The following is a 19,031-nucleotide window of genomic DNA, read 5'->3' on the forward strand; positions in this document are numbered from 1 at the left end:
TATGAAAAATTCTGTACTGAAGCCCGGTGCAACCATCGGCATTATCGGCGGCGGACAGCTTGGCAGAATGCTTGCCATGGCCGCAGCGCGTCTCGGCTTTGAAACCGTGATCCTGGAGCCGCAGGCCGATTGCCCGGCAGCACAGGTCGCCAATCGCCAGATCGTCGCTGCCTATGACGATCCAAAAGCGCTCGCAGAACTTGCAGCAGCCTCCGACGTCATCACCTACGAATTCGAGAACGTGCCGGTCAGCGCCGCCGACAAGCTGGCCGAAACCGCTCTGGTCTTTCCTCCCCCGGCAGCGCTCGAAGTCTCGCAGGATCGCTTTACGGAAAAGCAGTTTCTCAACTCCAGCGACATCGCGACGGCACCCTGGCGCCTTGTGGACGACGAAGAAACCCTGATCGCGGCTCTGGCCGCACTTGGCGAGCGCGGTATTCTCAAGACGCGGCGTCTTGGTTATGACGGCAAAGGACAGGTCCGCCTGACATCGCTCGACGAGGCAGAAGCCCACAAGGCAATTCTCGCCATTAATCGTGCCCCGGCAATCCTCGAAGGTTTCATCGATTTCGAGTGCGAAGTCTCGGTAATCGCAGCGCGCGACCGTACTGGCAATGTCGCCATTTTCGATATTGCTGAAAACGTGCACAAGGACGGCATCCTGGCGACCTCAACAGTACCGGCTGCCATTTCCGATAGCACGGCGGAAGAAGCCCGCAAGGCCGCTACGAAGCTTCTGAACGCGCTTGATTATGTCGGCGTACTCGGACTTGAATTCTTCGTCCTGAAGGACGGCACGCTGCTGGCAAACGAATTTGCCCCGCGTGTCCATAATTCGGGCCACTGGACGGAAGCGGCCTGCGCCATTTCGCAGTTCGAGCAACACATCCGCGCCGTCGCCGGATTACCTTTGGGTAACACCGACCGACATTCGGATTGCGTGATGGAAAACCTGATCGGCGACGATGTCGACACAGTACCGGCGATTCTCTCCGAAAAGGACGCGGTGCTGCATCTTTACGGTAAAAAGGAAGCGCGTCCGGGCCGCAAGATGGGTCATGTGACGCGCATCCACGCCAGCGGGAAATAATGTTCATCGGGAATCCCGTCGATTCCCAATGAATCTTTTGCTACTCGCCAAGAATTTCAGCTCCAGCGCCCTGAATCTGCGGCTCAGGAGTTGACATTTGCCTGAAACCTTGTGTATTTCGGCCAACCCTTCGGGCATCTAACAGTGCCTGTAACCAATTGGCGCCTTGGGCGCCTGTTTTTATGAAGCCCCGCGGCATCTGCACGTCAACGGGCCAACAAGACCGGTGATTGACATGAAGATCAAGAACTCGCTTAAAGCGCTTAAGGCCCGTCATCGCGACTGCCAGTTGGTCCGCCGCAAGGGCCGCGTTTACATCATCAACAAGACTGCCCCGCGCTACAAGGCTCGTCAGGGCTAATCTTATTTCTGATTTTGCATTTGACGTTTCGCTGCGCATGGTAAAATCTATGCGCATGCGGAACGTTTTTGCATGTCTGATTTCTTTTTCTGCGCTCGCGTCGCTTGGCACGACGATGCTATCGGCTTATGCCGAAGTGGCGCCCGGCAAAGTACCGCTTATCGCACCTCTGACGCCCGTTCAGACCGGCCCCGACAGCGAACAGAACCCCGCCCCCGAAAAGCCCGCATCAGCCGCAGCACAGACGCCAGAAGAGCGCCTCGACAAGCTCTTTGCCGATCTTCGTCGCACAACGGATGAGGCCAAGGCACGGCGTATCGCTTCACAGATCAATACGCTGTGGTCGCAGTCAGGCAGCGCAACAGTCGATCTCCTGATGCAATGGGCCAATGCTGCGATGCTCGAGCGCCGCTATCCTTCGGCTATCGACTTCCTGAACGAGGCGATCGCACTCGACCCGGAATATGCGGAAGCCTGGAACCGCCGCGCTACGGTGTATTTCCTGCAAAAAGACTATGCCCACGCGATGTACGACATCAATCGGACGCTGGAGCTGGAGCCGCGCCATTATGGCGCCCTGACAGGCATGGCAGCCATCTTGCGCCTGCGTGGCCTCAAGGAACAGGCGCTGAAAGCCTATGAGCAGGCGCTTCTCGTCTATCCGATGATGCGCGACGCACAAAAGAACTTCAACGATCTTGCCGACGAATTGACAGATACACGGACTTAGGGCTGCTTCGCACCTGTCCGCGAAACATTCTCAAAATTTATCCAGACCAAAACAAAACGCACTCCGAAGGAGTGCGTTTCTTTAGATGCCGTGCGCCGCGACTGGATGAGATTCCGGCTGTGATGAGTCGAAAATGGTGAAGTTTGAGAACCGGAGCGCAATGTACATTTGGGTACATGAGAACCGGAAGCGCAAACAACGCCATTTGCAGGCCGTCAAGGCCGGAATATGCCGGTCTAGATGCCTGATTTTCCATCGGGACCGATATAGGCGATGCGCAGCATGTTGGTCGCACCGGGCGTTCCGAATGGAACACCGGCGGTAATGATGACGCGATCACCAGCCTTGCCGAACTCCTCGTGGAAGACGATTTCACAGGCATGGTTGACCATGTCTTCAAGATCATGCGCATCGGCAGTGACCACGCAATGCAGGCCCCAGACGAGCGACAGCTTGCGCGCGGTGTCAACGACCGGCGACAGGGCAATGATCGGTGTGCGCGGACGCTCGCGGGCGGCACGCAGGCCGGTCGTGCCGGAAGCGGTATAGGTAACGATAGCCGAAAGCTTCAGCGTTTCTGCGATCTGGCGTGCAGCAAGTGAAATCGCGTCGGCACCCGTTGGTTCTGGCGCAGCACGCTGTGCATCGATGATGGTCGAATAGGTCGGTTCCTTTTCCACCTGCTCGGCGATGCGGTTCATGGTGGCGACAGCTTCGACCGGATATTGGCCCGAAGCCGATTCCGCGGAAAGCATGATCGCGTCGGCACCTTCGAACACTGCGGTTGCAACGTCGGACACTTCAGCGCGGGTCGGGACCGGAGCCGTAATCATCGATTCCAACATCTGCGTCGCGACAACGACCGGCTTGCCGGCACGGCGCGCCTTGCGGGTAATCTGCTTCTGGATACCCGGAACGCTTTCAAGTGGCACTTCAACACCGAGATCGCCACGCGCAACCATCAATGCGTCGGAAAGCTCGATGATTTCATCAAGGCGCGTCACCGCCTGCGGCTTCTCGATCTTCGACATAATGCCGACCTTGCCGCGCGATACCTTGCGCACCTCGGCCAGATCTTCCGGACGCTGGATGAAGGAAAGCGCAACCCAGTCGATTTCTTCCTTCAGAACAGCATCGAGATCCTTGCGGTCCTTTTCGGTCAGTGCGCCGACGCCAAGCGTCGTATCCGGCAGGCTGACGCCCTTGCGATCTGAAATACGCGTTCCGGAAATCACCTTGCAACGGATCGACTTGCCATCGCTTGCCTCGGCAACTAGATGCAGCTTGCCATCATCGATCAGCAGACGATGACCCGGTTCGACAGCTTCAAGAATCTCGGGATGCGGAAGATAGACACGATGTTCATCACCGAGCGCTTCATTGTTGTCGAGGGTGAAGGTCTGACCGGGAACGAGATCGGCCTTACCGTCCTTGAACTTGCCAACGCGCAGCTTCGGACCCTGGAGGTCGGCCAGAATGCCGATCGGACGCCCCAGTTCCTTTTCCACATTGCGGATGCGCTTGACGAGGGTGCGCATCAGATCATGGTCAGCGTGACTCATATTGATGCGGAACACATCCGCGCCTGCCTCGAACAGCTTGCGGATGACGGCTTCCTCACCCGACGCCGGACCTAGTGTGGCGAGAATCTTGACCTTGCGGTTGCGCTTCATTGACTATTCGTTCCTGTAACAGTGGGGTTTTCTGTCGGCGTTTCATCGGTGAGCTGAACCATCCAGCTCGATTGTTCCCCGGTGTCGTATTCCTGGAAGCCGTTGCGCTGGAACCCCCGCGCAAAGCAATCCTGGACGCCAGTAATACGGAATTCTTTCTCGGCCACGCACATATTGACCTTGCCCTCCCAACGTCCGCCGCCCTGAGCGTCTTCGGCGTAGAGGTAATAATAGCGCGAGGTCAGCGGCCCTTCGATGAGAGTCTTGCAGCTCGATCCGTCGATGTGCCACCAGCCTTCGGTCACCCAGCCCGTCTTGGCTCTATAGCCGATGGATACGCCAACCAGGTTCTGGGTTGCATTGCATACGCGGAAATCCGCACGGGCCTCTATGGATGTCATCCCCAGCGCAGTCATCAGCACACCGGCAAACAAAACTAGAGATAGTGGAAGTCGCATACGCAGAACCCCTTCAGCCCGCTATCGGTTTTATCGAACAATTTGTATTGCACAGGGAAATCCCATCTCGGGGAAATCCCATCTCGGGTCGCTCTCTTTTCGGCAGTTTCGCCTTTGATGTCAACGCAATCCCAATGAGAACAGGTACTCTTGACCAAAGAATGATCGTTGCAATCCGGGCTTTCTCATGACAGACCTGAAACAGCTTCCCGCACAACACAGAAATAATTCCCTAATTTAACCTCGGGATCTCGCCCCATGCTGCTTCAATCCGGACCAAATGTTTCGATGTCATTCTCGCCGGTGCACAATGTCAACGGTGATTTCAGCCTCGGTCTGCTCCTAACCGCCGACCACGCACGCCGCGATGTTCCGGCCGAATATGGCACGCTTGGTTTGCAGACAAGTGAATTCGACCGGCATATCGCCTATGATATCGGCGTCGAGAATCTGACCCGCAAACTTGCAAGCCGTCTGAACGCGCCTGCGGTCCTCGGCGGGTTTTCGCGACTGCTGATCGATCCCAATCGTGGCGAAGACGATCCGACGCTTATCATGCAACTATCCGACGGTGCGGTCATCCCCGGCAACTATCCAATGTCGGCAGGTGAGCGCGAGGAGCGCCTTGAACGCTTTTATCGCCCCTATCACGAGACTGTTGCACGGGCGAGCGGGCGTGTAGCGGCCGAAAGCGGAGCGGCGCCCTTCATCATTGCGATCCATTCCTTCACGCCGCGTTGGAAGAACAACGCACGCCCCTGGCAAATCGGCCTTCTCTGGGACAAGGACGACCGCGCCGTTGCCCCGCTCCTGGCTCTGCTGCGTGCCGAACCGGGTCTCACAGTCGGCGACAACGAGCCCTATGACGGTGCACTCAGGAACGACGCTATGTACCGGCACGCGACAGCCAAAGGTTTTGCCCATGTCCTGATCGAGGTGCGGCAGGATCTGATTGCCGATGACAAGGGCGCGGCTGAGTGGACTGAAAGGTTAGCGCCGATGATCGCGCACATCAACACCTTGCCCGGCATTCATGTGGTCCAGCATTTCGGCTCGCGTGCTGATCGCGGTGAGTAACAGGCCTGTCAGGAGAAGCTTTACCCGCTATCCACAGGGCTTGACCCGCCAAATCGGGTCGTGCATCGAAAAAGGCTCTTAATTTTACCTGCGACTCGCGGGAAAAACGGTCCAGACTTTCGATAAGCGGTTTTCGCGCAATGCGTGTCCGCACCATCATAGACTTTGAATTGGAGAACTCCTCGTGAGCGACGATATTACCAGCGAAGCCCAAACCATTGCTGTCGGCCAGTTGCGCGCTTTCATCGAGCGCATCGAGCGCCTGGAAGAAGAAAAAAAGACCATCGCCGACGATATCAAGGAAGTTTACGCGGAATTGAAGGGTTCTGGGTTTGACAGCAAGGTCGTGAGGACCATTATTCGTCTGCGTAAAAAAGAAGACCATGAACGACAGGAAGAAGAAGCCATGCTGCAGCTCTATATGGATGCGCTTGGCATGGGCTGATTTCGGCTCTTCCGGGAGCCTTTCCTCTTCTTCCTGAAATCGAAACCCGGCGGATCGCCCGCGATTCGTATTCAGTGTCTGAATAAAAAAGCGTCAGGCCATAGCGAAATTGGTGTTTTTCGAGAACCGGAGCGCAATGTACTTCCGTACATGAGCACCGGGAGCGCAGAAAGCGCCATTTGCAGCCAGGCATGGCACTTTTGGATCAGACACCCAGAGGAAGGGGATAGGATCCATGAAGTTCAGGAAGCTCGGACGTACCGAACTCAACGTTTCGCCGCTTTGCTTCGGCGGCAATGTATTTGGATGGACGGTCGATGAAGCGACATCATTTTCGCTTCTCGATCGTTTTGTCGATGCGGGATTCAATTTCATCGACACAGCGGATGCATATTCCGCATGGGCAAATGGCAATGTGGGCGGTGAATCCGAAACCATTATCGGCAACTGGCTGAAGTCCCGCGGCCTGCGCGACAAAGTGGTCATCGCCACCAAGGTGGGCTCTGAAATGGGCCCTGACGAAAAGGGGCTCTCTCCAGCCTATATCCGCAAAGCGGTCGACGCCTCCCTCAAACGGCTGCAGACAGATTATATCGATCTCTATCAATCGCACTGGGACGACCCCGAAACACCGTTCGAAGACACGCTCGGCACCTATAAGGAGCTGATCGACGCAGGAAAGGTGCGCGCCATCGGTGCATCCAATCTCACACCCGAACGCCTCTCAGAAGCACTGGATGTCGCCCGAACCCACAATCTGCCGCGCTATGAAAGCCTGCAACCTCTTTACAATCTCTATGATCGAGCGGATTTCGAAAATGGGCTGGAGAAAATTTGCCGCGAAAATGAGCTTGGAGTTTTATCCTACTATTCGCTCGCGGCAGGGTTTCTGACCGGGAAATATCGTTCCGATGACGATCTGGGACAAAGCGCACGCGGCAAGTCGGTCGAAAAATACCTGACGGACCGTGGTTCGCGGATCATTGCTGCACTTGATGATGTGGCCCGCAATCTCGATGTCACGCCGGCACAGATCGCAATCGCATGGCTCATAGCGCAGCCATCGATCACCGCGCCCATCGCCAGCGCCACACGCTCTGCCCAACTCGGCGAACTGATTGCCGCAGCCGAACTGAAACTCAGCGATGATGAAATCGCCTTGCTGAACAAAGCGAGCAGTTAAGTTCGAAGATTATGTCGAAGGGTAGCCTTACCCTTCGATTTCCTCTCGCAACATTTCCAGCTCCAGCCATTCTTCTTCCATGGCCGCATTTTCAGCGCGTTTCTTCTCCAGAAGATCGGCAGTCTTGGCAAAAAGCGTCGGGTCCTTGGCATAAAGCTGCGGGTCGGCAAGCTTGCCTTCCAGCACTGCGATTTCCTTCGAGAGAGCATCCATCTTGCCCGGCAGGGTTTCGAGCGCAAATTTCTGCTTGTAGGAAAGCTTACGCTTTTCCTCACGCTTCGGCTGCGAAGTGTCCTCTTCCGACTTCTCATCACTTCGGCTGCCTGACATCTTGACCGAGCGCCGGTTCAAAGCCTGCTCCTTGCGCTGCGCCATCATGTCGGCATAGCCGCCCGCATATTCGAGCCAGCTTCCGTCCCCTTCCGGCGCAATCACCGACGTAACCGTGCGATCCAGAAAATCGCGGTCATGGCTGACCAGAATGATCGTTCCGGGAAAACCTGCGACCAGCTCCTGCAACAGATCGAGCGTTTCCATATCGAGATCGTTGGTTGGTTCGTCGAGGATAAGCAGATTTGCGGGCCGTGCCAGAACGCGGGCCAGCATCAAACGGGCACGTTCGCCACCGGAAAGTTCGCGAATGGGCGTGCGCGCCTGTTCGGGCTGGAACAGAAAGTCTTTCATATAGGAAACGACATGCCGCTGTTCGCCGTTGACAACCAGGCTTTCGCCCCGCCCGTCCGTCAAGTAATGCGCCAGTGTCTCATCCAGGTTGAGGCTTTCGCGCTTCTGGTCGAGTTCGGCCATTTCGAGATTGACGCCGAGCCGCAAGGTTCCTGAATCCGGTTCAAGCTTGCCAGTCAGAAGCGACAGAAGCGTCGTCTTTCCGGCGCCGTTCGGACCGACGAAACCGATACGATCGCCGCGCTGCACACGTGTCGAAAAATCCTTGACCAGCACGCGGTCGCCATAGGCCTTGTTCAGTCCTTTGGCTTCGATCACCAGCTTGCCCGATTCCTTGGAATCGCTGGCGGTCAGTACCGCCGTCCCCTGCGCTTTGCGATGATTGCGAAAATCAGCGCGCATGGAATGCAGTTCGCCGAGACGGCGCATATTGCGCTTGCGGCGGGCGGTGACGCCGTAACGCAACCAGTGCTCCTCACGCGCAATCTGGCGTCCGAGCTTGTGATGATCACGCTCTTCCTCTTCCAGAACCTTGTCGCGCCATTCCTCGAAATGGCTGAACCCCTGTTCAAGACGGCGCGTAATGCCGCGATCCAGCCAGACGGTCGCCCGGCTGACATTTTCCAGAAAGCGACGGTCATGCGAGATCAGCACGATAGCCGAGCGGATCTGGCGCAACTCGCCCTCAAGCCACTCGATGGTGGTCAAATCCAGATGGTTGGTCGGTTCGTCCAGCAACAGAACATCCGGCTGCGGCGCGATCACCCGCGCCAGGGCGGCGCGGCGCGCCTCACCACCGGACAGATGATCAGGCTTTTCCTCGCCGGTCAGTCCCAGATGTTCAAGGAGATAGGTGACACGATGCGGGTCGTCGGCCGGCCCCAGCCCTGCTTCCACATAGGCGCGCACATTGGCGAAGCCGTCCATGTCCGGTACCTGTGGCAGATAGCGAACGGTTGCGCCCGGATGCTTGAAAACTTCGCCCGATGTCGCTTCCACCATGCCGGCGGCAATCTTGAGCAGGGTGGATTTACCCGAGCCGTTACGTCCGACCAGTGCGATGCGATCACCTTCGCTTACCGAAAGGCTGGCATCCTCCAGAAGCGGTGTGCCTCCAAAGGTGAGCTTGATCTGGTCGAGGCGAAGGAGTGGTGGTGCCATGGTTCTCGTCGATAAACTGGGTTGAAAATTCCGCCCTGCTTGTCCGCGACAAAAGCCGTCCTGTCAAATGGAACGGTACGAAAAGACCCGCGAAAAACAAACAGGCCGGGTTTCCCCGACCTGTTCTCCAACTGATATGCATCAGCCGCTATATTCTTGGCCCGGCTATTACTGGCAAGGCGCTTCGTAGACGCGGCCATACGGATCACGATAGCGGCAGTACTGCGTGCCATTGCGCGTCTGCGCTGCACCAAGGAGCGTACCGGCAACGCCGCCGATAGCAGCACCAGCAAGAGCACCGCGGCCATTGCCGCCGATTGCGCCACCAGCGAGAGCGCCGAGTGCTGCGCCACCGACACCGTAACCAGCGGTGCGCTGTTCGTTCGTCGTGCATGCAGCGGTCGAGAACGCGAGCACGCCAGCAACAGCAATCATCGTAAGACGTGATTTCATGAAACATCTCCTACAAGAGTTGAACTAATCACCGACTTTGCGTCCCCAATTTCGGCGTAAAGCAGATGACACCCGCTTGGCCCATTTACAATACGTTTCGCCTGCCAGCGTCAAGCTCTTTCGATTGATAAGGTTAGCGGGCTCAGCGCGGTGTTTCCTCCACCGCCAAGTTGGCGATAAGTATCGCCAATCCAGAATACGCAGTAACACGAAGTGTTCCGCGAACTACATTAGAAACCGTCCATGAAGAACCGAACGGGAGTGTCACATTATCTAACGGCCACTCCGCATTTGTGATCGAAAGGCCTTCGACAGTGCTGAAATTAATCACACTGAACGGTGTTCCGTCCGGAAAGTCATAAACATAATCTCCCGGCGGCAAAGGCCACGCTTCCTCGAAACCGCTGGACAGAAGCACGTTTCGCCCATTTGCGGCCTGCGCCGTCGCCATGGTCAGATGCAGAAGCGTGTGGTCGGTGCGCTGTCCGCCAAAGGCTCCGCAAAGGATCACGCGATCCGCACCCCGCATATAGGCCTCCTCAAGCGCCAGTTCTCCGTCCGTCATGTCCTTGGCGGAGGGGAACGTCTTTTGCGGCACGTGTCCATATTGCACGCGCAGTTCGGCAGATGCCGAATCGAAATCGCCGAGCCACAGTTCCGGTTCGACACCGAGAGCGGCTGCATGCCTGATCCCGCTATCGGCAGCGAGAATACGCGCACCTGCAATTTGGCGTTTTAGGCGATCGGTCACGACCAGATCGCCGCCGAGGAGAATTACGAATGTGCTCATAAGCCGCTCATAACACGGGCAAATCCGCGCCGGAAGCCTGCATTCGCTGCCATTGCTATGTCTTGCCCTTCCTATTGCGAAAGATTATTGTCGCAACCGCTCTAACGGGGTGCCGTCTGCTTTCGCGGATGGCTGAGAGGTCGCATTCCCGGCCAACCCGCTGAACCTGATCCGGTTTGCACCGGCGGAGGGATTAGACGCTCCATAAACGGCGCTCGATCCTCTTGTAATAAAAGAAAGGAAGTGCCGTGATACGGCTTTTATCTTTGCTGGCCTTTTCATTTTCCGCAGCCGTTGCTTTCACGCCTTCGGCGCAGGCGAAAGACAAGCTCACCGTCTATACCTATGACAGTTTCGTTTCCGAATGGGGACCGGGGCCGAAGGTCAAGGAAAACTTCGAGAAGGAATGCAACTGCGAAATTGACTGGATTGCATCCGCTGACGGTGTTGCCCTGCTCAACCGCCTCAAGCTTGAAGGCAGCAATACCAAAGCCGATATCGTTCTCGGTCTCGATACCAATCTGACGACCGAAGCGCGCGCTACCGGCTTTTTTGCTCCAAGCGGCATCGATCAGAGCAATGTGAGCGTTCCAGGCGGGTTCAAGGACGATATTTTCGTTCCCTATGATTACGGTTATTTCGCTGTGGTCTACGATTCGGAAAAGCTGCCCAATCCCCCGAAGAGCTTGAAGGATCTGGTCGAAGGCGATCCCTCGCAGAAGATCGTGCTGCAAGACCCGCGCACGTCAACGCCGGGGCTGGGCATGCTGCTCTGGATGAAATCCGTCTATGGCAATGAGGCGGAAGCGGCCTGGCAGAAACTGCAGAAGCGCATCCTGACCGTCACGCCCGGCTGGTCGGAAGCTTATGGCCTCTTCACCAAGGGTGAAGCCCCGATGGTGCTGTCCTATACGACGTCTCCCGCCTATCACATGATCGCGGAAAAGACGGAGCGCTATAAGGCTCTGGCCTACCCGGAAGGCAATTATCTACAGATCGAGCTGGCCGCCCAGACCACGACCGGCGCGAAAAATCCTATGGCACAAAAGTTTCTGGCTTTCATGACTGGTCCCGGCTTCCAGGATGTCATTCCTGAGACCAACTGGATGTATCCGGTGGGCAAGACTTCCACCGCGCTTCCGGCTGCTTTCGACGCGCTGCCGAAACCGGATAAGACGCTTCTCCTCCCTTCCGACGAAGTAGCCAAGAGCCGGAAGTCATGGGTCGATGAATGGTTGGCTGCAACCAGCAAATGACGGCATTTGCGGCAAAGCACCGTCTGAAAGGCATATCCGCCGCAAAACCGGCTGCGGGTGTGCTCGCGCTTGTCTTTCTGGTCGTGCTTGCCGGTGGTGCGCTCGTCGCACTGGCATTCGAAGCGGGCAGCGGCGGTTTCGATGCTGCAGCCAATTTCGACACCTATCTGTGGCGGGTTGCCCGCTTCACAATCCTGCAGGCAATCGCTTCGAGCCTGCTTTCCGTGCTGTTTGCAGTTCCGGTCGCCCGCGCGCTTTATGCGGAAGCAAGCTTTCCGGGGCGCGGCCTTATTCTGCGTCTGTTTGCCCTGCCGCTTGCTCTGCCTGCACTGGTCGCAGTACTCGGCGTTACCAGCATCTATGGCCGCAACGGATTCATCGCACATCTGTCCGAAGCTGCAGGACATCCGTTCCAACCGGATATTTACGGCATTACCGGTATCCTGATCGCCCATATCTTCTTCAATATGCCGCTTGCAGTCCGTCTCATTCTGGCAGGTTATGAGTCGATACCGACCGATTACTGGAAGCTCTGCGCACAGCTCGGCATGGGCAATGGAGCGCGCTTCCGGCTCATCGAATGGCCCGTGATCCGGCGTAATCTGCCGGGCATGATCGGCCTGATCTTCATGCTCTGCGTGACAAGTTTCACGACCGTGCTGACGCTCGGCGGCGGGCCACGTGCCACCACGCTGGAAGTCGCGATCTACCAAAGCCTGCACTTCGATTTCGATCCGGGTCGCGCGGTCGCTCTCACCTTCACGCAGCTTGCATTGACATTGCTTGTCCTTCTGGCCCTGCGTCTGACCGGTAGCCCATCCGAAGAAGGCTTCACCCATTTCGCGACACCGCGACGTTACGGCAAAACGTCTACGGCTGAACGTATTTCGCACATCGTCATCATCGGAACAGGTTTCCTCTATGTCGCACTGCCGATTGCGGGCGTGGTCATTTCCGGTCTCGCCGCCGATCTCGTGCGACTATTGACGGAGAGAACGGTCTGGCGCGCGATCGGCACCAGTCTGGTGCTCGGTTTTTCCGCAGCACTACTCTCAGTCATTCTGTCACTTGCGCTTGTGTCAGCACGTGAAGCAGTGAAAGAACGTAAGCTCGCCAACATCTTCGATACAGGTGCCAGCCTGATCCTTGTCATGCCGCCCATTGTGATCGGCGCTGGCTGGTTCATCCTGCTTCGCCACTTCACCGATCCGTTTGCGATGGCACCTTTCATGGTCGTCACCGTCAATGCGGCGATGGCCATGCCCTTTGCCGTGCGTCTGCTGCGCCCCGCATGGGACACGGCGGCCAGCCGCCACAACCGGCTTTGCGCACAACTGGACATTCACGGCCTTAACCGTTTCCAGCTCATCGACTGGCCGTCAATCCGCAAACCTTTCGGTATGGCCTTTGCTTTTGCCATGGCGCTCTCGCTCGGTGACCTCGGCACCATTGCTCTATTCGGCAGCGACGCACTTTTGACGCTGCCCTATCTCCTCTTGCAGCGCATGGGCAGCTATCGCACATTCGACGCGGCTGGTCTGGCGCTCATTCTCGGGCTGCTTTGCCTTGCACTGATGATGATCGCAGATCGCGCATCCCGAAAGGAAAAGCCTTCTCTATGAATGCCCAGATGAATGCCCCGATAAACGCGCTTGCCGAAATTCGCCTTGATGACGTTCGTTTCAGCTATGGTGAAACCGCCATGCATTTCGATGCGACGATACAAGGCGGCATCATCGCTGCGATTATCGGGCCAAGCGGTTCGGGCAAGTCGACACTTCTCAACCTGATTGCCGGTTTCGAATTTCCGCAATCCGGCCGCATCCGGATCGGCGATGTCGACGTTAGCGAGCTTTCACCAGCCAGACGGCCTGTTTCGATGGTGTTTCAGGAAAACAACCTGTTTGCCCACCTGACCGTCGAACAGAATGTCGGCCTCGGGCGCTCGCCCAATCTGAAGCTGAACGCAAAAGACCGCGCCGATATTGCGGAGGCTTTGTCGCGTGTTGGACTTGCAGGCAAGGTGCAGCGCAAACCGGAAGCTTTGTCCGGCGGTGAACGTCAGCGCGTAGCGATTGCCCGCGCTCTCATACGCCAGCGCCCGGTTCTGCTCCTTGACGAAGCCTTTGCCTCACTCGGCCCTGCCCTGCGGCACCAGATGCTGGATCTGGTCCGGGAGCTTCACCTTGAAACCGGCATGACAGTATTGATGGTCACGCACACACCGGAAGACGCGCTCTATCTCGACGCCTTGCTCATATTCCTCGACAACGGACAGATCTCCGCGCAAGGCCCAGCCAACAAACTGCTTTCCCCGACTGGACCGGAAGCACTGCGGCACTATATCGGCGAAAAACGGAATTCAGTGCCGAGCCTCAAATAGAGTTACGGTTGCGGACATATTTTGTTCGCAATCTGTCGGAAGAACCGGCTACAGCTTTCTTGTGCGCTTGTACGCTTTCTGGTCTGTGGCTAGATTTGGCCTCGGATCATGCAATCTGATTCAGAAGCGAGGATAAAATACTGTTCCGTCAATCGACCCGCTCCCGGGCCTTCCTGTGTCTACCTATCTCCCTGCCAGAATGGACGCAGCAAAATTGGCGGAAACCAGCCATCGGTCTTGGCTTGCTTGCGATCGCCCTGATTTCAGGTTGTCAGTCGATCAATTCCAGCAAGGATCTGGGCCTGCAGCCTTCCGACAATCCGGTGACGGTCGACAATGTAACGCGCAATGACCGGCTGGCACAGCTTGGCGCGCAGCAGCATCCACGCATCCTCGCGACCTATGGTGGTGAATATAAGGACCAAAGGCTTGAACGCATGGTGGCGAAGATCGTCGGCAAGCTGACGACCGTTACTGACAAGCCGGACCAGACCTATCGCATCACCATTCTCGATAGTCCAAATATCAACGCCTTCGCATTGCCAGGCGGCTATCTCTATGTCACGCGCGGCCTGCTTGCGCTCGCCAACGATTCGTCGGAAGTCGCGGCGGTGATTGCCCACGAAATGGGCCATGTCATCGCCAATCACGGCATTCTGCGACAGGAGAAGGAAGCTGAGACGGCCATAGCCGGGCGTGTTGCCAGCGAAGTGCTGCATAATGAATCTGCCAGCCGGGAAGAAGCACTGCGCGGCAAGCTGCGGCTTGCGCAATTCTCGCGCAATCAGGAACTGCAGGCGGATGCAATCGGTATCAAGATGATCGGCGAAGCCGGTTACGATCCGTTTGCTTCGGCGCGTTTCCTGCAATCGATGGAAGCCTATCAGGGCTTTCGTTCGGTTTCGGGTGCGACCGATGCCAGCCTCGACTTTCTCGCAAGCCATCCGGCAACACCGCAGCGCATCCAGCTTGCGCTTGGCCATGCGCGCCGCATCGGCGCACCGGGTGTCGGCACGACCGATCGTGATTCCTTCCTCAATGGAATTGATGGCCTTCTTTACGGCGACTCGCCCAACGAAGGTTATGTCCGCGAACAGACCTTCATCCATCCGAAGCTCGGCGTCACCTTCCGCGCGCCGGTTGGTTTCACTATCGACAACTCGGCCAATGCGGTCATGGCCAGCGGACCCGGCGAGGTTGCCATCCGTTTCGATGGCGCATCTCTTCCGGCCGGATCGAACCTTGCCGACTATATCCGGTCCGGCTGGGTGACAGGTCTCGACGACAGTTCGATCCAGACCGCCATCATCAACGGTTTGCCTGCCGCAACTGCGCGCGCCAGTGCCGACCGGTGGCAGTTTGACATCGTGGTCATCGGTGCCAACAACAAGGTCTATCGCTTCCTGACCGCGGCACCGAAAGGCAGCAATGCCCTTCTGCCCGCTTCGCAGACGGTCACTCAATCCTTCCGCCTGCTGTCGCCAGCCGAACAAAACGCCATCAAGCCGCTTCGCATCCGCGTCGTGACGGTGAAGCCGGGCGACACGCTGGCCAGCCTGTCGGCACGCATGCAGGGCACCACCCGCAAGCTGGAACTGTTCCGCCTTCTCAATGCCATGTCAGCGGGGGCGACGGTTTCGGTCGGCGACCGCGTGAAGCTGATCAGCGAGTAGGCCTTAACGATGGAAACACTTATCCATTCTGTCCTTGCCGGGAAAATTACACCTCTCGGGCCGCGCGGCGTTCCAAGCGGCATCGACAAGCAGCCGGTTACCGGCAAAGTCCGCGTAACGTTTGAAGGGCTGGCCTGCGACGCTCAAGGCGACCGGAAAGTGCATGGCGGACCGGAAAAGGCACTCCATCATTATCCGCATGACCATTATGCTGTCTGGCGTGACGAAATTGGTGACAATCCGCGTCTGAACTTGCGCGGTGCTTTCGGCGAAAACATCTCCACGTCGGGTCTCGATGAACGCAATGTTGCCGTGGGCGACAGGTTCCGGCTTGGCAGTGCGCTTGTCGAGGTTTCACAGGGACGCCAACCCTGCTGGAAACTGAACGAACGCTTCGCAACAGCCGATATGGCCGTTCGCGTCCAGAAGACAGGGCGGACAGGCTGGTATTATCGTGTGCTGGAGGAAGGCGCTGTGGAAACTGGCGATTCGATGACACTCATCGATCGCCTTTCACCGGACTGGACGCTGAACCGGGTCTGGCATCTGCTCTATGTCGATACACTGAACTACGAAGAACTCGCCAATATGGCGGAGCTTTCGCATCTAGCCGATAGCTGGAAGCGCTATGCAGTGCGTCGCCTCGAAAACCGCAAGGTTGAGGATTGGTCGTCCCGGCTTGAAGGCAAGACCACCGACCCACAAAAGTAAGGAGGAGTCGCCAGCCCCCTCTACTTGTGCTGTCCTGATCGTAGCTAACAGCTTATGCCTGATAGGCTGCCAGTTCATGCTGGCTCAACAGAGCAATCTTCAGCTTCTCCATCGCCCGGCTTTCGATCTGCCGCACCCGTTCCTTGGAAATGCCAAGCTTTTCACCCAGCGCTTCAAGCGTAACGCCGTCATCATCGAGGCGCCGCTCGCGAATAATGTGCAGCTCGCGCTCGTTCAGCGTGTCGAGAGCAACATTGAGCCACTGATTGCGGCGCTCCATATCAATGGAGCTTTCGGCGATCTCGTCTTGCAGGGGATGATCGTCAACCAGAAAATCCATACGACGGGACGCGCCAGACTCGTCATTGTTCACAGGTGCCGATAGAGAGCTGTCTGGTCCCGAAAGGCGGCTGTCCATGATCTCGACATCGTTTGTCGAAACGCCCAATTGATCGGAAATTTCCCGATACATCTCGGCTTTGGTCATATTGTCATCGGACTGAGCCAGTTTCGAACGAAGCCGCCGCAGATTGAAAAACAACGCCTTTTGCGCCGAACTTGTGCCACCGCGCACGATGGACCAGTTGCGCAGGATATAGTCCTGCATCGACGCGCGAATCCACCACGATGCATAAGTCGAGAAACGCACTTCCCGCTCGGGATCGAAACGCGCGGCAGCTTCAAGAAGGCCGACATAGCCTTCCTGGATGAGATCGTTCATCGGCAGCTTGAACTTGCGGAAGCGCCCGGCCATCGAAATGACGAGACGCATATGGGCGGATGTGATGCGGTGAAGTGCTTCCTGATCTTTCAGTTCCTTCCAGCGAATGGCGAGGGCTCGTTCCTCTTCGCGCTCCAGATAGGGAGCCGACATTGCGCTACGGATCATTGACTGAGAAGAAGCGGCTGCGGCTGGGAGGCTACGCGCAACCATAGGCATGCGATTGGCTGGAACTGCGGAAGAACTGCTCATGGATGACTGCTTCATCTGGTTCTCCTGTTCTGAACTCACGCCCGACAGGCGTTCAGTGGAAGGATATGCCAGTCCCACAAAGACCCCTTGGACGAACTAGCGAATTCGTCCAAAACTCCCCGCCAGGCCTATTCTTTGGCCAATACGATTACGCCGCAAAACAAACCCGTTTACGAACTGGTGTCTGAAAGAACGCGTCAGGTGCCATCAGGTTCCCTCCAACCCAGGATAAATCTCTGACAATGCAGAAAGATGACTGGAGAGGTTAATGATTGATTGCAAAATTCAATAAAATTTTAACCAAGTAATATTTCCCTATTCACAAGGAGGGTATGCGCTCAACTCCCGGCGAAGAGAAAAACAAAAAAAGCCCGGCTAAAACCGGGCCTTTTTGAAAGAAAGAGAAGTAGGCTTATGCAGCTTCTACTTCATCATCGTCGAGGTCAGCTTCAGCGTCGGCCTTGCCACGCTTCGGTCCCTTGGCAAGGTTTGCTTCGATCAGACGAACAGCTTCGGTTTCAGAAAGCTTGTTCACGGCAGCGATCTCACGTGCCATACGATCAAGGGCAGCTTCATAGAGCTGACGCTCGGAATAGGATTGTTCCGGCTGGTTCTCAGCACGGAAAAGATCGCGAACGACTTCCGAGATCGAGATCAGATCGCCGGAATTGATCTTTGCATCATATTCCTGGGCGCGGCGTGACCACATGGTGCGCTTTACACGTGCGCGGCCCTGTACGACCTTCAAGGCGCGCTCAACATAGTCGGTCTCCGACAGCTTGCGCATACCGATGGTAGCGGCTTTGGCGACCGGCACCTTCAGGCGCATCTTGTCTTTTTCGAAATCGATCACGAAAAGCTCGAGCTTGTGACCTGCCACTTCCTGCTCTTCGATGGTGACGATCTGGCCGACACCATGAGCCGGATATACGATGGCCTCACCGGCCTTGAAACCGCCACGCGCTACTGGAGACTTTTTCTGCTGGGATGACATACGCTTCATTACTCCCTGTTGTGCCCGGCGCGACCCGCCGGTTGACACATGATGTTCGACCGCGCTCCGGAGGAATGAAGCACGGAAGTTGGTTGTCGGCTTGGAACTGAAAACGTATCTGACGACAAATCTAATCGACCGGGTGTACGGTGAGGGGGACGACGCCAGATCGCAATCATCTTCCCCGGTGCCATTCAGCCCGGTACTAAAGATCAGCCCTTTCAGAGATTAACGCATAGCGCCACGAATTGACGTCCAGTCACCGAAATTATGGAAGCAACCTAACACAATTTCGCGAAAGAATCAACAAATTGCCAAATATGTCGCATCTGGCAACTCAACACGCCTAAAAGATAGGCGTTTTCCCGTGATTTCATTCGTCTTCTGTCCCTGCATTGCAGAAAAAGCAAGTGATAACCCCTGCAATTCTACAATGTTCGACAACCTGACAGTTTTAACAGGCCGAACTTGCATGTTCCTGACGCGCTAAGTCTTGTGGAACAAGGACATACTTACAATATCGTCTCTATAGCATAGCAGCCTGACAGCACTTCCTGCAACGCCGATCCGGCATTAGTCGCCGCTACCTGGTTCTGCGGAGAAATACTTATCCAGCTTTCCAGCAACGCCGTCCATTTCCTTGGCTTCCGGCAGGGCGTCCTTCTTGGCAGTAATATTGGGCCATTTTGCCGCATATTCGGTGTTCAGTTCCAGCCACTTGTCGAGGCCCGGCTCAGTGTCGGGACTGATAGCCTCGGCAGGGCATTCCGGTTCACATACGCCACAGTCGATGCATTCGTCGGGATTAATGACGAGCATGTTTTCGCCTTCGTAGAAGCAATCGACCGGACAGACCTCGACGCAGTCCGTATATTTGCAGCGAATGCAATTATCGGTCACGACATACGTCATCGTCGAACTCCTGTTGCCGCCCGA

Annotated in this window: 19 protein-coding genes and 1 riboswitch; of the genes, 11 read left to right on the forward strand and 8 right to left on the reverse strand. The window is 56.6% G+C overall.

The window, feature by feature from the left end; genetic code table 11:
- The first annotated feature begins 1 nt into the window (after position 1).
- The 3 genes from ACYSN1_RS18815 (at position 2) to ACYSN1_RS18825 (ending at position 2,181) form a co-directional block, all read left to right on the forward strand.
- Complete coding sequence (locus ACYSN1_RS18815; protein ID WP_461727070.1) at positions 2-1,090, forward strand: 5-(carboxyamino)imidazole ribonucleotide synthase; 1,089 nt, start codon at positions 2-4, stop codon at positions 1,088-1,090.
- 235 nt (positions 1,091-1,325) lie between these two features.
- The gene (gene ykgO / locus ACYSN1_RS18820; RefSeq protein ID WP_006467766.1) at positions 1,326-1,451 is read left to right on the forward strand and encodes a type B 50S ribosomal protein L36; all 126 of its coding nucleotides are present in this window, start codon (positions 1,326-1,328) and stop codon (positions 1,449-1,451) included.
- A 37-nt stretch (positions 1,452-1,488) separates the two neighbouring features.
- A complete protein-coding gene (locus tag ACYSN1_RS18825; protein WP_461727071.1) occupies positions 1,489-2,181 on the forward strand; it encodes a tetratricopeptide repeat protein in 693 nt (230 codons plus the stop codon).
- Positions 2,182-2,417: 236 nt separating this feature from the next.
- Here the strand turns inward: ACYSN1_RS18825 and pyk are convergent, their stop codons facing one another.
- Together pyk and ACYSN1_RS18835 are read right to left on the reverse strand one after the other, a co-directional pair.
- A complete protein-coding gene (gene pyk, locus ACYSN1_RS18830) occupies positions 2,418-3,854 on the reverse strand; it encodes a pyruvate kinase (protein ID WP_461727072.1) in 1,437 nt (478 codons plus the stop codon).
- Positions 3,851-4,312 carry a DUF1036 domain-containing protein gene (locus ACYSN1_RS18835; RefSeq protein WP_061348002.1) on the reverse strand — a complete coding sequence of 154 codons (462 nt, stop codon included), beginning with the start codon at positions 4,310-4,312 and terminating at the stop codon, positions 3,851-3,853. The genes pyk and ACYSN1_RS18835 overlap by 4 nt, the downstream gene beginning before the upstream one ends.
- A gap of 258 nt (positions 4,313-4,570) precedes the next feature.
- On the opposite strand from ACYSN1_RS18835, the gene ACYSN1_RS18840 reads away from it, so the two are divergent.
- From ACYSN1_RS18840 to ACYSN1_RS18850, 3 genes are all read left to right on the forward strand, one after another.
- Complete coding sequence (locus ACYSN1_RS18840) at positions 4,571-5,389, forward strand: N-formylglutamate amidohydrolase (protein WP_461727073.1); 819 nt, start codon at positions 4,571-4,573, stop codon at positions 5,387-5,389.
- 184 nt (positions 5,390-5,573) lie between these two features.
- Positions 5,574-5,834 (forward strand): DUF2312 domain-containing protein, encoded by a 261-nt coding sequence (locus tag ACYSN1_RS18845; RefSeq protein WP_061348000.1) that lies wholly within the window; start codon positions 5,574-5,576, stop codon positions 5,832-5,834.
- A gap of 235 nt (positions 5,835-6,069) precedes the next feature.
- Positions 6,070-7,017 carry an aldo/keto reductase gene (locus ACYSN1_RS18850; RefSeq protein WP_461727074.1) on the forward strand — a complete coding sequence of 316 codons (948 nt, stop codon included), beginning with the start codon at positions 6,070-6,072 and terminating at the stop codon, positions 7,015-7,017.
- 27 nt (positions 7,018-7,044) lie between these two features.
- On the opposite strand, the gene ACYSN1_RS18855 is transcribed toward ACYSN1_RS18850, so the two are convergent.
- From ACYSN1_RS18855 to ACYSN1_RS18865, 3 genes are all read right to left on the reverse strand, one after another.
- On the reverse strand, positions 7,045-8,862 hold the full coding sequence (locus ACYSN1_RS18855) for an ABC-F family ATP-binding cassette domain-containing protein (protein ID WP_461727075.1): 1,818 nt from the start codon (positions 8,860-8,862) through the stop codon (positions 7,045-7,047).
- 168 nt (positions 8,863-9,030) lie between these two features.
- Positions 9,031-9,315 (reverse strand): hypothetical protein, encoded by a 285-nt coding sequence (locus ACYSN1_RS18860; protein ID WP_010661429.1) that lies wholly within the window; start codon positions 9,313-9,315, stop codon positions 9,031-9,033.
- Positions 9,316-9,457: 142 nt separating this feature from the next.
- Positions 9,458-10,105, reverse strand: a complete 648-nt coding sequence (locus ACYSN1_RS18865; RefSeq protein ID WP_461727076.1) for a thiamine diphosphokinase — start codon at positions 10,103-10,105, stop codon at positions 9,458-9,460.
- 95 nt (positions 10,106-10,200) lie between these two features.
- Positions 10,201-10,315: riboswitch (TPP riboswitch) on the forward strand.
- A gap of 41 nt (positions 10,316-10,356) precedes the next feature.
- Here ACYSN1_RS18865 and thiB point away from each other — a divergent pair.
- The 5 genes from thiB (at position 10,357) to ACYSN1_RS18890 (ending at position 16,128) form a co-directional block, all read left to right on the forward strand.
- Positions 10,357-11,361: a thiamine ABC transporter substrate binding subunit gene (gene thiB, locus ACYSN1_RS18870; protein WP_461727155.1), complete on the forward strand. Its 1,005-nt coding sequence runs from the start codon at positions 10,357-10,359 to the stop codon at positions 11,359-11,361.
- Entirely contained in the window at positions 11,358-12,983 is a 1,626-nt protein-coding gene (gene thiP / locus ACYSN1_RS18875) for a thiamine/thiamine pyrophosphate ABC transporter permease ThiP (protein ID WP_461727077.1), read from the forward strand. Before thiB ends, thiP begins: the two co-directional genes overlap by 4 nt.
- A gap of 20 nt (positions 12,984-13,003) precedes the next feature.
- The gene (gene thiQ / locus ACYSN1_RS18880) at positions 13,004-13,744 is read left to right on the forward strand and encodes a thiamine ABC transporter ATP-binding protein (RefSeq protein WP_461727156.1); all 741 of its coding nucleotides are present in this window, start codon (positions 13,004-13,006) and stop codon (positions 13,742-13,744) included.
- Between the two features lie 191 nt (positions 13,745-13,935).
- Entirely contained in the window at positions 13,936-15,417 is a 1,482-nt protein-coding gene (gene cdlP, locus ACYSN1_RS18885; RefSeq protein ID WP_461727157.1) for a cell division protease CdlP, read from the forward strand.
- Positions 15,418-15,426: 9 nt separating this feature from the next.
- Positions 15,427-16,128: an MOSC domain-containing protein gene (locus ACYSN1_RS18890; protein WP_461727078.1), complete on the forward strand. Its 702-nt coding sequence runs from the start codon at positions 15,427-15,429 to the stop codon at positions 16,126-16,128.
- A 52-nt stretch (positions 16,129-16,180) separates the two neighbouring features.
- Here ACYSN1_RS18890 and ACYSN1_RS18895 read toward each other — a convergent pair whose 3' ends face one another.
- From ACYSN1_RS18895 to fdxA, 3 genes are all read right to left on the reverse strand, one after another.
- On the reverse strand, positions 16,181-17,116 hold the full coding sequence (locus tag ACYSN1_RS18895; protein WP_461727079.1) for an RNA polymerase factor sigma-32: 936 nt from the start codon (positions 17,114-17,116) through the stop codon (positions 16,181-16,183).
- A gap of 397 nt (positions 17,117-17,513) precedes the next feature.
- Positions 17,514-18,095, reverse strand: a complete 582-nt coding sequence (locus tag ACYSN1_RS18900; protein WP_105542706.1) for a CarD family transcriptional regulator — start codon at positions 18,093-18,095, stop codon at positions 17,514-17,516.
- Between the two features lie 573 nt (positions 18,096-18,668).
- Positions 18,669-19,007 carry a ferredoxin FdxA gene (gene fdxA / locus ACYSN1_RS18905; protein WP_105542707.1) on the reverse strand — a complete coding sequence of 113 codons (339 nt, stop codon included), beginning with the start codon at positions 19,005-19,007 and terminating at the stop codon, positions 18,669-18,671.
- Between the last annotated feature and the right edge of the window lie 24 nt (positions 19,008-19,031).

Source organism: Brucella sp. LJL56, from assembly GCF_054871705.1.

Bases quoted from the DNA above. Each gene is read 5' to 3' on its own strand.
- ACYSN1_RS18890 (WP_461727078.1), top strand. From the start codon at position 15,427: ATGGAAACACTTATCCATTCTGTCCTTGCCGGGAAAATTACACCTCTC.
- thiP (WP_461727077.1), top strand. From the start codon at position 11,358: ATGACGGCATTTGCGGCAAAGCACCGTCTGAAAGGCATATCCGCCGCA.
- ACYSN1_RS18865 (WP_461727076.1), bottom strand. From the start codon at position 10,105: ATGAGCACATTCGTAATTCTCCTCGGCGGCGATCTGGTCGTGACCGAT.
- ACYSN1_RS18900 (WP_105542706.1), bottom strand. From the start codon at position 18,095: ATGTCATCCCAGCAGAAAAAGTCTCCAGTAGCGCGTGGCGGTTTCAAG.
- pyk (WP_461727072.1), bottom strand. From the start codon at position 3,854: ATGAAGCGCAACCGCAAGGTCAAGATTCTCGCCACACTAGGTCCGGCG.
- ACYSN1_RS18895 (WP_461727079.1), bottom strand. From the start codon at position 17,116: ATGAAGCAGTCATCCATGAGCAGTTCTTCCGCAGTTCCAGCCAATCGC.
- ACYSN1_RS18815 (WP_461727070.1), top strand. From the start codon at position 2: ATGAAAAATTCTGTACTGAAGCCCGGTGCAACCATCGGCATTATCGGC.
- ACYSN1_RS18835 (WP_061348002.1), bottom strand. From the start codon at position 4,312: ATGCGACTTCCACTATCTCTAGTTTTGTTTGCCGGTGTGCTGATGACT.
- ykgO (WP_006467766.1), top strand. From the start codon at position 1,326: ATGAAGATCAAGAACTCGCTTAAAGCGCTTAAGGCCCGTCATCGCGAC.
- ACYSN1_RS18855 (WP_461727075.1), bottom strand. From the start codon at position 8,862: ATGGCACCACCACTCCTTCGCCTCGACCAGATCAAGCTCACCTTTGGA.
- ACYSN1_RS18860 (WP_010661429.1), bottom strand. From the start codon at position 9,315: ATGAAATCACGTCTTACGATGATTGCTGTTGCTGGCGTGCTCGCGTTC.
- ACYSN1_RS18850 (WP_461727074.1), top strand. From the start codon at position 6,070: ATGAAGTTCAGGAAGCTCGGACGTACCGAACTCAACGTTTCGCCGCTT.
- ACYSN1_RS18825 (WP_461727071.1), top strand. From the start codon at position 1,489: ATGGTAAAATCTATGCGCATGCGGAACGTTTTTGCATGTCTGATTTCT.
- fdxA (WP_105542707.1), bottom strand. From the start codon at position 19,007: ATGACGTATGTCGTGACCGATAATTGCATTCGCTGCAAATATACGGAC.
- ACYSN1_RS18840 (WP_461727073.1), top strand. From the start codon at position 4,571: ATGCTGCTTCAATCCGGACCAAATGTTTCGATGTCATTCTCGCCGGTG.